Below are 13,435 nucleotides of genomic sequence, written 5' to 3'. Positions count from 1 at the left end.
CGATTACAACTCTTCCTGTTCCTGCTCCATTGGATAGCGTGTTGCTACCAGACTTTCCTTTACTTTGCGCAGGTGCGGCTGGAAATCAACGCCGCGGCGCAGCGTAACGCCAGTGGCCAGAATGTCGAGTACTGTCAGCTGAACGATACGTGACGACATTGGCATATAGATATCAGTATCTTCGGGCACTGGAATATCAAGGCTAAGTGTTGAAACCTTCGCAAGCGGAGAATTAGCAGCAGTCATCCCGATAACTGATGCCCCGTTATCCCGTGCCAGCTTGGCAACATCCACCAGTTCGCGCGTGCGGCCGGTGTAGGAAATGATGACGAAGACTTCGCCCATCTGCGCTACAGACGCAAGCATGCGTTGCATCAGAATGTCTGAATGGGCCGAAACAGCTAGACCGAAGCGAAAGAATTTGTGCTGGGCATCCAGCGCTACAGGTGCAGATGCACCCAGGCCAAAGAAATGAATCTGCCGTGCCTGAATCAGGAGATTGACGGCTCGATTGATCACTTGAGCATCCATGCGCTGACGAGCATTATCGAGCGAGGCGATGGTGCTACTGAAAATTTTTTCTGAGTAGGCTTCAGGCTCATCATCCGCTTCCACCGCCTGGCTTACGTAGACGGCGCCGCTGGCGATGCTCTGGGCCAGCTGAATCTTCATTTCAGGGTAGCCGCTGATTCCCAGTGATCGGCAGAAGCGATTGACAGTCGGTTCGCTGACGTGTGCTGCCTGCGCCAGGGCCGCAATGGTCAGGCGGGTAGCCTGCCGTGGATTGTTTAGAATAACCTCGGCTACCTTGCGTTCGGCACGGTTCAATTCCGGCAGACGGGTCTGAATCAATTGCAGCAATGTGCTGGCCCGATCCATCAAATGCTCCTGAAAGTTGTCATCCTTTTATCGTACAGCTATAGAGGAATAAGGCTGCACAAAAAGGTTTTATTAAATTTTTGATTTTTATACTACGTAAAAGGGGAAAGCTCACTTAAACTGGGCTTTCATTCACCAACTTTTCGTAAAAGAACGAATATATGCCAGCAGTTCGCGTACTCCCTTGCACTTTGGCCCTGTTCGGCGCGTTGGGCGATCTCGCTCTGCGCAAGTTGTTTCCGGCTCTCTATCAACTCGATCGCGAAGGTCTCCTCCATGATGACACGCGTATCGTCGCGCTTGCTCGAGATCAAGGAGACGGCACCAAGCAGCTCGCTCACATTGAAGAGCGGGTTCGGCATTACGTGCCGAATGCTGACTGGAATCAAGCCGTCTGGGAACGTTTCGCCGCCCGCTTAAGCTACCGTGCCATGGATTTCCGACGCATGGAAGACTATGCCGGACTGGCCGAAGACGTGGGTGACTCCGAAACGGTGATTGCGTATTTCGCAACACCCGCCTCAGTATACAGCTCGATTTGCGAGAATCTTGATGCGGTAGGGCTTAGCAGCCGTACACGCGTCGTCATGGAAAAGCCCATCGGCCATGACCTTGAGTCTTCGCGTGTCGTGAACGACTCCGTGGCTCGGTTCTTCCCGGAAAGTCAGGTCTACCGTATCGACCATTACCTGGGTAAGGAAACCGTACAGAATCTGATTGCTCTGCGGTTTGCAAACAGTCTGTTCGAGACCCAATGGAACCAGAACTATATCTCCCATGTGGAGATTACGGTTGCTGAGAAAGTAGGGATCGAAGGCCGCTGGGGTTATTTCGATCAGGCCGGGCAGCTACGCGACATGGTGCAGAACCACTTGCTGCAGCTGCTTTGCCTGACTGCAATGGACCCGCCCGCTGATCTCTCGGCGGACAGTATCCGTGACGAAAAGGTCAAGGTGCTCAAGGCGCTTGAGCCGATCACCGCCGATCAGCTGGCCAGCCGTGTCGTGCTGGGCCAGTACACGAGTGGTTACAGCGATGGCAAGCCGGTGCCTGGCTATCTGGAGGAAGAGAATTCTAACGAGAGCAGCAGCACGGAAACATTCGTGGCCATTCGCGCCGATATTCGTAACTGGCGTTGGTCTGGAGTGCCTTTCTATTTGCGTACCGGCAAGCGTATGCCGCAAAAACTTTCGCAGATCGTTATTCATTTCAAGGAACCGCCACACTACATCTTCGCGCCTGAGCAGCGGAGTCTGATCAACAACCGACTGATCATCCGTATTCAGCCGGACGAAGGGATTTCCCTGCAGGTCATGACCAAGGATCAAGGCTTGAGCAAAGGGATGCAGCTGCGCAGCGGTCCGTTGCAGCTCAATTTCTCCGAGGCCTTCAAGTCGGCGCGGGTACCAGACGCGTATGAGCGTTTGTTGCTGGAAGTGATGCAGGGCAACCAGTCTCTCTTCGTGCGCAAGGACGAGATCGAGGCGGCCTGGCGCTGGTGCGACCAGCTCATGGAAGGCTGGGAAAAAATGGGCGATACCCCGAAATCATACGCAGCTGGCACATGGGGCCCGCTGACTTCCATTGCTCTCATTGCACGTGACGGGAGATCCTGGTATGGCGACATCTAACCTGCCACAAGGCGTCGAATTCATCGAGCTGAACGGTCGTGAGGCCCATGCTGAGCAGCTGACCCAGGCTGTAGCGGCTGCTCTTCGTGAGGCCATTGCACAGAAAGGGGCGGCCACACTGGTGGTTTCGGGTGGTCGTAGCCCAGTGCCGTTCTTTGAACAGTTATCCGAGCAGGAGCTGGACTGGGCGAAGGTCACGATTACGCTCGCCGATGAGCGCTGGGTGCCTTTAGAGCATCCGGATAGCAACGGCGGGCTAATTCGCAAGCACCTGTTACGTAATGCAGCCCGTGCAGCGACTTTTGTAGACCTCTATGCCGCTGGCGAAAACGCTGAAACGGCTGCTCAGGAGGCTGATAACCGCTTGCAGAATCTGCCCAAGCCTATCGATGTGCTGGTGCTGGGAATGGGCGACGATGCACATACTGCTTCGTTGTTTCCCGGAAGTCCTGGGCTTGAAGATGCGCTTGATCCACAGAGCGAGCGCTTGTGCCTGCCCATGTGGGCACCTTCCGTGCCTCGTCAACGTCTGACCATGACACGCGCATTGTTGTCTGGTGCTCACAATCAGTTCCTGGCCATCCAGGGCCAGAGCAAGTTGGCCGCTCTGCAAACCGCTGCAACCGCCGGTGATGAGCTGGCGACTCCTATCAGCGCCTTCCTGCGAGAGCCGCTGAAGATCTATTGGTGCCCTTGAGGATGAGTGACATGCAAAACAAGATCGCTGCCATTGATGCGCTGAGCCAGAAAGCACGCATCCTGCCCGTCATCGTGATCAACGATCCGGCTGACGTCCTGCCTTTTGCCGACGCGATGGCAGCGGGGGGGCTCAAGACACTGGAAATCACGCTTCGCTCTGCCCATGGTTTGGATGCTGTGCGCCTGCTGCGCAAGGAGCGCCCGGAGCTAACGGTGGGTGTCGGTACTGTTCTGGACACCCACATGTTTGATGCTGCGGTAGAAGCAGGTGCTCAGTTCATTGTAACGCCCGGCTGCACGGACGAAATCCTTGAGGCAGGCGTTAAAAGCGATGTGCCACTACTGCCCGGTATTGCTACGCCTTCAGACATCATGCGTGCCTATCGGCTGGGTTACCGTCGCTTCAAGCTCTTCCCGGCCAATGTTTACGGTGGAATAGACGCGCTTAAAGCCTTTGCCGGTCCTTTTGGCGATCTTCGATTCTGCCCAACGGGCGGCGTCAATCCGGGTAATGTCAAAGCCTATTTCCAGCAGAGCAATGTCATGTGCGTAGGAGGTAGCTGGATGCTGCCTTCCGACGCTATCAAGGCGCGTGACTGGACAAAGATAGAGCAGCTTTGCCGCGAAGCCCTGGCTGCGCTCGATTAAGGCAGTCATCTTGTTCGACGGCCTGCATCATGCAGGCCGTCTGCATCTCAGACCATCCATCTCTTTTCTGTCGAAAGGCCTGCACGTCGAGTCATTTAGTCGCTAGGCTCAAGGGCTAGGTGACGCTATGATGCGCGCCTTTTTGTTGCCGCTTACACCGGGAGGTGCCTTATGAACGACAACACTCCTCATACCCCAGTCGGGGAAAAACTCCAGAAAGTCCTGTCCCGTATGGGTGTAGGTTCCCGCCGTGATGTGGAAGCCTGGATTGCCGAGGGCCGTATTCAAGTAAACGGAAATGTCGCCACTCTGGGTCAGCGTGTTACGCCTCAGGATGCCATTGCTGTGGACGGGCGTGTGCTACGCCGCGAAGAAGCCGCCGAAAATGTTCGCCGTGTACTGATTTACAACAAGCCTGAAGGTGAAGTCTGCACCCGTGATGACCCCGAAGGGCGTCCTACGGTGTTTGACCGATTGCCGCGCCTGAGAGGCGGGCGGTGGATCAACATTGGTCGTCTGGATATTAACACGACCGGCCTGCTTTTGTTCACGACCGACGGTGAGCTGGCCAACCGCTTGATGCATCCCTCTTATCAGATGGACCGGGAGTACGCGGTACGTGTGCGTGGTGAAGTCGATGAGGCCATGATCGAGCGTCTCAAGGCAGGTGTCATGCTGGAAGACGGTCCTGCACGTTTTACCGATATCCAACAGGCTCCCAATGGTGACGGTTTCAACCACTGGTTCCATTGCGTGGTCATGGAAGGACGTAACCGAGAGGTTCGTCGCCTGTGGGAATCCCAGGGCGTGCTGGTCAGCCGCTTGAAGCGGGTACGTTTCGGACCGGTTTTCCTGACGGCTGAATTGTCCATGGGCCGCTGGCGCGAGATGATGCAGGGTGAAATCAATATTCTCAGCGCAGAAGTAGGGCTGACGCCTGTTGAATTGCCTCCTGTGACCGCGAAGGTTCGCGAAAAGCTTGAGCGTATGCAGCGCAAGTCCGGCAAGCCTGTTGAGGCTGGCCGCGGCGGCCGTGGTGACAAGCGCTCTGGCAAGCCGCAGGGCGAGGGCCGCCGTGGTGGCACACCATTAGCCGAGCGTCCATCCGAAAGTGGGCGCAAGCGTCCGGTACGGACTCGTGAAGAGCATGCCTCTGGTGATGACGGACGTCGCGAGCGTCCTGTCCGGGAACGGGCCGCACCGGCACAGCGCCGTAATGGTCCAGCCCGTGAAGGTCAGCGTCCAGGCTTTGGTAGTAATAATCGCGGTAAACGCTAAGCGGTTACCTGTGCTCGAACGGCTCGCCTAGGCGAGCCGTTTTTGTATGGGCTCTACCTATATCGTTAATCAAGTAGCCTTCTTCCAATTCAGGACTAACTGGGTGATCAGGCCTGCGACCACTCCCCAGAAAGCCGACCCAACGCCTAATAATGTCATGCCTGAAGCGGTTACAAGAAAAGTGACAAGAGCGGCTTCGCGTTGTTTGGGGTCGCTCATGGCACTGTTAAGCCCATTCATGATGGACCCAAGCAGTGCAAGTGCGGCGATGGATAGCACTAATTCTTTAGGAAGCGCTGCAAACAGGGCTGCCAGTGTTGCACCAAACGTTCCGGCTATACCGTAAAAGAAGCCGCACCAGAGCGCTGCGGTGTAGCGCTTTTGTGAGTCTTCGTGGGCCTCAGGCCCTGTACAGATGGCTGCGCTGATGGCCGCCAGGTTAATTCCGTGGGAGCCGAATGGGGCCAACAGTAACGAGGCTATTCCGGTAACGGATATCAGGGGGGAGGCAGGTGTCTGGTAGCCGTCGGTCCGCAAAACCGCAATGCCTGGCATGTTTTGAGAAGCCATGGCAACAACAAATAGCGGAATACCAATGCTGATGATGGCGGACATGGAGAAGGACGGTGTGGTCCAGACAGGCACCGCCAATTGCAAATGAAAGTGCTCGAAATGCAACAGCCCTATGACGGCGGCGATGATCATTCCAATCATCAGGGCAGCCAACACGGCATAACGGGGTGCCTGCCGCTTGGTCAGCAAATACGTCAGGAACATGCCTATTACAAGCAGAGGTTGCTGCTCAGTAGCCGAGCAGATCTCAATGCCGATCCGAAACAGGATGCCTGCCAGCAGCGCGGCGGCCAATGCAGCAGGAACCTTGCGCATCAGACGCTCGAAGCTGCCAGTCATACCGCAGAAGGCCGTGAGGAGGGCGCATAACATGAAAGCGCCAATAGCCTCGCTGTAAGGGACCTGAGGCAAGCTGGTCATCAGCAGGGCAGCACCGGGGGTAGACCATGCGATGACGATGGGAGTCCTGAAGCGCAGCGAGAGCGCGATCGTGGTTATCGCCATCCCGATGGACAGCGCCCAGATCCAGGAGGAAATCTGAGCGTTGTTCAGCCCTGCATTCTGGCCTGCCTGGAACATAAGCACCAGGGAGCTGGTGTAGCCAACCAGCATCGCTACGAAACCGGCAACGATTGAAGAAGGCGATGTGTCGGCAAACGGGCGCAAGGCGGTGGATACGGTCATGGTACGGTCTTCAATGGGTAGACAGCAGAATGGGGTACAGAGAAATAACTAGCAGGGCAGCCATCGTCCAGTTGAACGCACGCAGACGCATCGGGCTATTCAAAAGTGTACGTAATGCCATACCAAACAGCGTCCAAAGGCTAACGCTAGGCAAGTTGATAAGCGCAAACAGCAGCGCTATCAGCAGCAGGTTGCTGTTGAAATCTTGAACGGGCAAATACGTGGTGACGGCGCCTATGGCCATTACCCAGGCTTTTGGATTAACCCATTGAAAGGCAGCTGCCTGAAAAAAACCGAATGGTTTGCCGGAAGCCTGCTTGGGCGTAGGCGGTGCGGCGTTGGCAATTTTCCATGCCAGGTACAACAGGTATGCAGTAGCCACGACCTTCAAGGCCATGTGCAGTGAGGGGTACAGGCTGAACAATTGTCCAAGACCCAATCCCATGGTGATTACCATCACCATATGCCCAAGGCTAATGCCGAACATATGCGGAAGTGTCCGGCGGAAACCATAGTTAACACCTGACGCGAGCAGCATCATGTTATTGGGACCCGGAGTAGCTGAGGATACGAAGGCAAAAAGTATAAAAGCGGTAAGTAATTCGGCTGTCATGGCTGGGCTTCCTTTTTTCCAGCATAAACAGCCTGTTGGCTGGCGTACCGATACACTCACCTGTAGAAGGAGCCGTACAGTCGATCAGGCTTTGTCTGAATGAAGCCGCTAGTCTGTGCTCAAGTCGACCCGTCTTTCCGGCTCGATTCGCGTTGGCGCTCCTGGCCTGCCAGCGTCTGGTTGATTTTCATCCATCCCTCTACTGCGGCTTCTCCGGCTTCGTCAAAGGCACGCTGTAGCAGCTTGACCTGTTCCCGCCGCAGGAGCTGCTCAAGCTTTGCACCGTGCGATGTCAGCCGCAACTTGCGCTTGCGCTTGTCTTCCGCGTCTGACTCCACCACAAGCATATCCTTTTCAATTAGCTGGCGAACGGGCGGATTAGCGGCCTGCTTGGTAACCCCCAAAGCCTCCAGCAACTCTTTGTGGCTGATTCCTGGCGAGCCAGCCACGAAAAAGAGAATACGCTGGTGTACGCGGCTAAACCCGCGGCGCGAAAGCATTTCGTCGGCCTTGGCGGTAAATGCCTGGTAGCCGAAGAAGAATGACTGCATCGCCTGGCGTTGGGCTACGGTATTTTTTAGGTCAAGCATATTGACGCTTCTATCCGGTTCAGCGTAGTTTCGGTCAAGCAGTTTGACTTATTCTCCGGCCGCTGACTACTGGTGCTTCCATGGCTTTCTCCGAACGCGTTACCCGTCTAAAAAGCAGTCTTATCCGCGAAATTCTGGCAGCGGCACAGCGTCCGGAAGTGATGTCCTTTGCAGGTGGTCTGCCTGCGCAGGAGATGTTGCCTCGCGTGGAATGGGATGCTCTGCCGGTGAATCTGGGGCAGTATGGAACGAGCGAAGGAGAGCCGGAGCTGCGCGAAGCGATCGCTGCCCAGGCCAGAGCCTTGGGCGTTGAGTGTGATGCCAGTCAAGTACTGGTTACGGCTGGTTCGCAACAGGCATTGGATCTGGCTGCAAAACTCTACATCGACCAAGATACTCAGGTGCTGTTAGAAGGCCCCAGCTATCTGGCTGCGCTGCAAAGCTTTCAATTTTTCGGTGCCGATTGCCTGACAGTACCACTGACGGCGGAAGGCATGGATATTGAAGCGCTGCGCCAGTGCCTCGAGACCAACAAGCCAGCCTTTGCCTATCTGATTCCTACTTTCCAGAACCCGTCCGGTGTACGTTACACCGAAGCCTGCCGTGATCAGGTGGCAGCCTTGATGGATGAGTTCAGCGTCACGCTGATCGAAGATGAGCCATATCGCGAGCTGATCTTTGATGATGCTCCGGCTACGCCTATTGTAAGCCGCTTGAAGCGAACCAGCTGGATCTATACCGGTACAGTCTCCAAGACGTTACTGCCCGGTTTGCGGGTGGGGTATCTGATTGCCTCTCCTGATTTGTATCCCTATCTGCTACGTCTCAAACAGGCCGCTGACCTGCACACGAATCGTATCGGGCAGTGGCAGGCCTTGCAGTGGGTCGGAACGCCACGTTACCAAGCCCATATTCAAGAACTGCGCAATTTCTATCGTGCTCGTCGCGATGCCTTCCAGGCTGCGCTGGTTCGCCACTTTGGTGAGCTTGCAGACTGGAATCAGCCTCAGGGGGGACTATTTTTCTGGCTAACACTGCGCCAGCCAATCGACACACGCTTGCTGTTGGAGCCCGCTTTGGCTCAGGATGTGGCCTTCATGCCTGGGGAGCCTTTCTTCAGTGACCCGGAGGGCAACCTTGGTCGCTTGCGCCTGAATTTCAGCCATGTGGCACCTGAGCGTGTTGATGAAGGGCTGAGCCGTTTGGCCAGTGTCATAAAGGCCGCCCAGGCCTTGTAATGAAAGGAGATCATTATGTACCGGATTTATGGAGACCAGCGTTCCGGCAACTGCTACAAGGTCAAGCTGATGATGGCCTTGCGCGGATTTGCCTATGAATGGGTTGATGTAGATATCTTAAAGGGCGAGACACGCTCTCCAGCGTTTCTTGAAAAAAACCCCAATGGCAAGATTCCTGTGCTTGAGCTGGATGATGGCTCCTACCTATGGGAGTCCAATGCCATTCTGAACTACCTGGCAGAAGGCAGCACATTCCTGCCCCAGGAGCCGCGTTTGCGGACTCATGTACTGCAATGGCAATTCTTCGAGCAGTACAGTCATGAGCCCTACGTAGCAGTGGCGCGGTTTATTCAGTTTTACCTTGACATGCCTGAAGAGCGGCGTGCCGAACATGCAAGTTGCCTTAAGGGAGGCTATAAGGCATTGGATGTTATGGAGCAGCAACTCTCCCGGACCCCGTATCTGGTAGGCGATACGTACTCCATTGCCGATATTGCGCTATACGCCTATACGCACGTGGCGGCAGAAGGTGGATTCGACTTGTCTCGGTACCCTGCCATCAATGCCTGGCTACAGCGTATTGCAAGCCATCCGCAGCATGTGGGCATGTATGATTAATTGACGAGAATGAAAAAGGCCGCTGTTTTACAGCGGCCTTTTTATAGCTGAGAATCAAGCCGAGGCGTTGGCAGACGTGTTTATCCGGCTTCCGGTAGTGCCTGTAATAGGCTTTGCTGGAATCTGTTTGATGGACTTCTTCACTGTCTCTGCAACACGATAACCATTTGGATTCTGCGATTGCCAGCGCCAAGCATCGGCAATCATCTGCGTCAGGCTGCGTTCTGCTCTCCAACCCAATTCCTGTTCGGCTTTGTGAGGATCGGCCCAGCACTCCGCAACATCCCCCTCGCGGCGAGGCGCCAAGCGATAGGGCAGCTGCATCTGTGCAACCTCTTCAAACACCCTGACTAACTCCAGTACCGAATAGCCGCGCCCGGTTCCGAGGTTCCAGACGTGCGCTCCCTTGACGCTTTGTAGCTTGCGCAGGGCGGAAAGATGTCCTTTGGCCAGATCGACTACATGAATGTAATCACGTATCCCGGTACCGTCTGGAGTAGGGTAATCCGAGCCATAAATGCTCAAGCGCTCCAAACGGCCAATGGCTACCTGCGTGATGTATGGCAGAAGGTTATTGGGAATGCCACTTGGGTCTTCACCAATCATGCCGGATTCGTGTGCACCTATGGGATTGAAATAGCGCAACAGGGCAATGGACCAGCGAGGATCTGCAGCAGCCAGATCGCGCAGCAGGTTTTCAACCATGAGCTTGGATTGCCCGTACGGATTGGTTGGTATACCGGTAGGTGCCTGCTCGCTGATAGGAACCGTGTCAGGCATGCCGTAAACGGTTGCTGATGAACTGAACACCAGCTTGAAAACACCCGCGTCAGCCATTGCCTGGCAAAGCGTCAGGCTGCCACCCACATTATTGTCGTAATAGCTCAACGGGTGTCTTACGCTTTCGCCTACTGCTTTGAGCCCGGCAAAGTGCAGGACAGCCTCGATTGGATATTGTGCAAACAGAGCATCCAACTGCGCGCGTCGGCGTATATCACCTTTGACGAAATGCACGCTGCGGCCAGCTAGCTGCTCGACCCGTTGTAATGCTACACGTGAACTGTTGCACAGGTTATCCAACACGAGAACGTCTTGCCCTGACAGTAACAGCTCCAAAACAGCATGCGACCCTATATAACCCGCGCCCCCAGTCACAAGAATCATCGTCACGCTCCATTGATCTAGTCGTAATACAAAGCACGCCGACACAGCGAAGCGCTGAACGAGGTTCAGCGGCCTATTCGAAGCGGCAAACAAGACAGGCCATGCACAAAGAATATGCATGTATAAAGCCAGACCCGGTGATATGACGACTAGTTCCTATAGGAATGAGGTAAGTGTAAAAAAACATGTATCGACGAAAGGGTTGGAACTGGGTTTGCTCAGAACCAGTCTCACCGCCCAGTGACTCTATTGATATTCGATGATGTTCGAATGCAAGGTGTTCTGATTTTTGCCGGTTTTGGCGTATTGAGTAGCCGGCGGGTTTAGCTCTTAAATGGAAAGGATCGGATCTTTCCAACGGGAAAAGGCATAGAACTCGATTCGTGTTGTACGAGTTCCTGACTTGGTCATACACGAGTTAAGGAGTAATCGATGAGCTGGGCTGGACCCTTTCAATATGAGATTGGCAAGTCAAAGCCGTCATCCAGAACGGAAATGGGCTTTGATGCATCAGGCAGGGAAAACCTTCCTACCCTGATCTGTCTTTCCCATCTGCGCTGGAATTTCGTCTACCAACGGCCTCAGCACTTGATGTCCCGCTTTGCGCGCGACTACAACGTACTGTTCTTTGAAGAGCCGATGCCATCGGATGAACCTAATCCCTGGCTTGAAGAAATCGAGGCTGATCTAGGCGTTACGCGTCTGGTACCCAGACTGCCTGCTAACGTACAGGGCGAGGCGGCTGAGGCAGTATTGAAGCGTCTGCTGGACAGATACGTCGAAGAGTCCGGAATTGAGGAGGCGGTTCTCTGGTATTACACTCCCATGAGCTGGCCCTTCAGCCATCACCTCAAATCCACGCTTACCGTGTATGACTGCATGGATGAGCTTTCTGCTTTCCGAGGCGCGCCGCCGGAAATGCTAGAGCGTGAACGACTTCTGTTGGAAAAGGCCGATGTGGTGTTTACGGGCGGTTATAGCCTGTATGAGGCCAAGCGCGAGCGCCACCCTAACGCCCATCCTTTCCCGAGCAGTGTAGATATCGCTCATTTCGCTCAAGCCCGCGCCGAGCAGCTTGATCCTGATGACCAGAACAGTATTCCGCATCCGCGTCTTGGGTTTTATGGCGTGATTGACGAGCGTCTGGATATCGACTTGCTGGCCGAGGTCGCACGTCAACGGCCTGATTGGCACATTGTGCTGATTGGTCCGGTCGTCAAGATAGATCCCAATAGTTTGCCTAAGCTCGACAACATTCATCTCTTGGGCGGCAAGGTATATGACGAGCTGCCCCATTATCTTGCGGGCTGGGACGTCGCGATCATGCCTTTTGCCTTAAACGAGTCGACACGTTTCATCAGTCCTACCAAGACGCCCGAGTATTTGGCAGGCGGTAAGCCTGTCGTATCGACGCCCATTACCGATGTAGTACGCACCTATGGTGAGTCGGGCATCGTCCGTATTGCAGATAGCGCTGAAGCATTCATTCGTGCCGTAGAGGCTTCGCTGGTAGATGCCCAGGACCGGGAAGGGCTTTTGAAACAGGCCGATTCTATCTTGGGTGAAATGTCGTGGGATGCCACTTGGCAGGGCATGACGGAGCAAATGAAATGCGCACGATAAACGAGGGGGAAGCCATGTCTGCAGGTGTAGCGAGTTCAAACGAATCCCAGAGACGTGGGTTCGACTATCTGATCGTAGGCGCTGGATTTGCCGGGAGCGTACTGGCTGAGCGTCTGGCCGTAGGGCTCAATAAGCGTGTCCTGATTGTAGATCGCCGGCCCCATATTGCGGGCAATGCCTATGATCACTATGACGAGGCAGGGGTTCTGATTCATCGCTATGGTCCGCATATTTTTCATACCAACTCGCAGCGGATCGTGGACTATCTTTCCCGTTTTACCGAGTGGCGTACCTACGAGCACAAGGTGCTTGCTTATGTGGACGATCAACTGGTACCGATCCCGATCAACCGTACCACGGTGAATGCGCTGTATGGTCTTGACCTGAAAACAGACGCGGAGGCCGAGAGCTTCCTGAAAGGTCGAGCTGAACCGGTAGAGCCTATCCGGACATCCGAGGATGTTGTCATCAATCAGGTAGGTCGTGAGCTTTACGAGAAGTTCTTCCGTGGCTACACCCGTAAGCAATGGGGGCTTGATCCTTCACAGCTGGATAAATCAGTCACTTCGCGCGTTCCTACCCGTACCAATACGGATGATCGCTATTTCGGCGATACCTTCCAGATCATGCCATTGCATGGCTTCACCCGTATGTTCGAGAAGATGCTGAATCATCCCAACATCAAGGTCATGCTCAACACCGATTACCGCGAGATCCGTAACGAAGTCCAGTTCGATCATCTGATCTATACCGGTCCTGTCGATGAATATTTTGATTATTGCTACGGCAAGCTGCCGTACCGCTCGCTAAAGTTTCATCACGAAACGGTTAATTCGGCGCAGTTCCAACCTGTGGCAGTCGTCAATTATCCCTCTGAAGATGTTCCATACACCCGTATCAGTGAATACAAGCACCTGACAGGCCAAGAGCATTTGAAAACCAGCGTGACCTATGAATATCCATCGGCGGAGGGCGACCCTTATTATCCTATCCCTCGCCCGGAAAATGCCGAGCTCTACAAGCGATATCAGGAGTTGGCTAACTCGACGCCTAACGTGACATTCCTGGGCCGCTTGGGTACGTACAAGTACTACAACATGGATCAGGTCGTTGGACAGGCATTGACAGCCTACAAGCGTATCGCGGAATCGGAAGGTGTGGTTGAGGACACTGCTGAAGTCTCAGCAGTATAAAGAC

13 protein-coding genes are annotated in these 13,435 nt (G+C 54.6%); 8 read left to right on the top strand and 5 right to left on the bottom strand.

Annotated features, from left to right (window positions below):
• Positions 1–3: 3 nt before the first annotated feature.
• Positions 4–879, bottom strand: coding sequence for a MurR/RpiR family transcriptional regulator (locus tag QWJ10_RS16690; protein ID WP_010798439.1), 876 nt, complete (start codon positions 877–879; stop codon positions 4–6).
• 161 nt (positions 880–1,040) lie between these two features.
• On the opposite strand from QWJ10_RS16690, the gene zwf reads away from it, so the two are divergent.
• The 4 genes from zwf (at position 1,041) to rluB (ending at position 5,135) form a co-directional block, all read left to right on the top strand.
• Positions 1,041–2,510 (top strand): glucose-6-phosphate dehydrogenase, encoded by a 1,470-nt coding sequence (zwf, locus tag QWJ10_RS16685; RefSeq protein ID WP_010798438.1) that lies wholly within the window; start codon positions 1,041–1,043, stop codon positions 2,508–2,510.
• Positions 2,497–3,207, top strand: a complete 711-nt coding sequence (gene pgl / locus QWJ10_RS16680; protein ID WP_019365558.1) for a 6-phosphogluconolactonase — start codon at positions 2,497–2,499, stop codon at positions 3,205–3,207. The genes zwf and pgl overlap by 14 nt, the downstream gene beginning before the upstream one ends.
• A gap of 2 nt (positions 3,208–3,209) precedes the next feature.
• Entirely contained in the window at positions 3,210–3,857 is a 648-nt protein-coding gene (locus QWJ10_RS16675) for a bifunctional 4-hydroxy-2-oxoglutarate aldolase/2-dehydro-3-deoxy-phosphogluconate aldolase (RefSeq protein WP_033352374.1), read from the top strand.
• A gap of 171 nt (positions 3,858–4,028) precedes the next feature.
• Positions 4,029–5,135, top strand: coding sequence for a 23S rRNA pseudouridine(2605) synthase RluB (gene rluB / locus QWJ10_RS16670; protein ID WP_019365560.1), 1,107 nt, complete (start codon positions 4,029–4,031; stop codon positions 5,133–5,135).
• Between the two features lie 69 nt (positions 5,136–5,204).
• Here rluB and QWJ10_RS16665 read toward each other — a convergent pair whose 3' ends face one another.
• The 3 genes from QWJ10_RS16665 to QWJ10_RS16655 form a co-directional block, all read right to left on the bottom strand.
• On the bottom strand, positions 5,205–6,392 hold the full coding sequence (locus QWJ10_RS16665) for a benzoate/H(+) symporter BenE family transporter (RefSeq protein ID WP_010798434.1): 1,188 nt from the start codon (positions 6,390–6,392) through the stop codon (positions 5,205–5,207).
• Between the two features lie 10 nt (positions 6,393–6,402).
• A complete protein-coding gene (locus tag QWJ10_RS16660) occupies positions 6,403–7,005 on the bottom strand; it encodes a LysE family translocator (protein WP_037030959.1) in 603 nt (200 codons plus the stop codon).
• A 119-nt stretch (positions 7,006–7,124) separates the two neighbouring features.
• Positions 7,125–7,595 (bottom strand): MarR family transcriptional regulator, encoded by a 471-nt coding sequence (locus QWJ10_RS16655; protein WP_010798432.1) that lies wholly within the window; start codon positions 7,593–7,595, stop codon positions 7,125–7,127.
• 80 nt (positions 7,596–7,675) lie between these two features.
• Here QWJ10_RS16655 and QWJ10_RS16650 point away from each other — a divergent pair, with 80 nt between their 5' ends.
• Positions 7,676–8,833 (top strand): PLP-dependent aminotransferase family protein, encoded by a 1,158-nt coding sequence (locus tag QWJ10_RS16650; protein ID WP_019365563.1) that lies wholly within the window; start codon positions 7,676–7,678, stop codon positions 8,831–8,833.
• Positions 8,834–8,848: 15 nt separating this feature from the next.
• Positions 8,849–9,451: a glutathione S-transferase family protein gene (locus tag QWJ10_RS16645; protein ID WP_289928119.1), complete on the top strand. Its 603-nt coding sequence runs from the start codon at positions 8,849–8,851 to the stop codon at positions 9,449–9,451.
• A gap of 54 nt (positions 9,452–9,505) precedes the next feature.
• On the opposite strand, the gene galE is transcribed toward QWJ10_RS16645, so the two are convergent.
• Positions 9,506–10,615 carry a UDP-glucose 4-epimerase GalE gene (galE, locus tag QWJ10_RS16640; protein WP_010798429.1) on the bottom strand — a complete coding sequence of 370 codons (1,110 nt, stop codon included), beginning with the start codon at positions 10,613–10,615 and terminating at the stop codon, positions 9,506–9,508.
• Between the two features lie 432 nt (positions 10,616–11,047).
• Here galE and QWJ10_RS16635 point away from each other — a divergent pair, with 432 nt between their 5' ends.
• A complete protein-coding gene (locus QWJ10_RS16635; protein WP_019365566.1) occupies positions 11,048–12,238 on the top strand; it encodes a glycosyltransferase family 1 protein in 1,191 nt (396 codons plus the stop codon).
• A gap of 14 nt (positions 12,239–12,252) precedes the next feature.
• Positions 12,253–13,431, top strand: a complete 1,179-nt coding sequence (gene glf, locus QWJ10_RS16630) for a UDP-galactopyranose mutase (protein ID WP_289928213.1) — start codon at positions 12,253–12,255, stop codon at positions 13,429–13,431.
• Positions 13,432–13,435 lie beyond the last annotated feature (4 nt).

Origin of the sequence: Pseudomonas sp. WAC2, from assembly GCF_030403525.1 — a bacterium.
Classification (GTDB): Bacteria; Pseudomonadota; Gammaproteobacteria; order Pseudomonadales; family Pseudomonadaceae; genus Chryseomonas; species Chryseomonas luteola.
The sequence above is the reverse complement of the archived record's forward strand: the minus strand, read 5'-3'. Positions and strand labels throughout refer to the sequence as shown.

Coding starts and splice junctions, on each gene's coding strand:
- QWJ10_RS16690 (WP_010798439.1), bottom strand. CDS start 879: ATGGATCGGGCCAGCACATTGCTGCAATTGATTCAGACCCGTCTGCCG.
- zwf (WP_010798438.1), top strand. CDS start 1,041: ATGCCAGCAGTTCGCGTACTCCCTTGCACTTTGGCCCTGTTCGGCGCG.
- pgl (WP_019365558.1), top strand. CDS start 2,497: ATGGCGACATCTAACCTGCCACAAGGCGTCGAATTCATCGAGCTGAAC.
- QWJ10_RS16675 (WP_033352374.1), top strand. CDS start 3,210: ATGAGTGACATGCAAAACAAGATCGCTGCCATTGATGCGCTGAGCCAG.
- rluB (WP_019365560.1), top strand. CDS start 4,029: ATGAACGACAACACTCCTCATACCCCAGTCGGGGAAAAACTCCAGAAA.
- QWJ10_RS16665 (WP_010798434.1), bottom strand. CDS start 6,392: ATGACCGTATCCACCGCCTTGCGCCCGTTTGCCGACACATCGCCTTCT.
- QWJ10_RS16660 (WP_037030959.1), bottom strand. CDS start 7,005: ATGACAGCCGAATTACTTACCGCTTTTATACTTTTTGCCTTCGTATCC.
- QWJ10_RS16655 (WP_010798432.1), bottom strand. CDS start 7,595: ATGCTTGACCTAAAAAATACCGTAGCCCAACGCCAGGCGATGCAGTCA.
- QWJ10_RS16650 (WP_019365563.1), top strand. CDS start 7,676: ATGGCTTTCTCCGAACGCGTTACCCGTCTAAAAAGCAGTCTTATCCGC.
- QWJ10_RS16645 (WP_289928119.1), top strand. CDS start 8,849: ATGTACCGGATTTATGGAGACCAGCGTTCCGGCAACTGCTACAAGGTC.
- galE (WP_010798429.1), bottom strand. CDS start 10,615: ATGATTCTTGTGACTGGGGGCGCGGGTTATATAGGGTCGCATGCTGTT.
- QWJ10_RS16635 (WP_019365566.1), top strand. CDS start 11,048: ATGAGCTGGGCTGGACCCTTTCAATATGAGATTGGCAAGTCAAAGCCG.
- glf (WP_289928213.1), top strand. CDS start 12,253: ATGTCTGCAGGTGTAGCGAGTTCAAACGAATCCCAGAGACGTGGGTTC.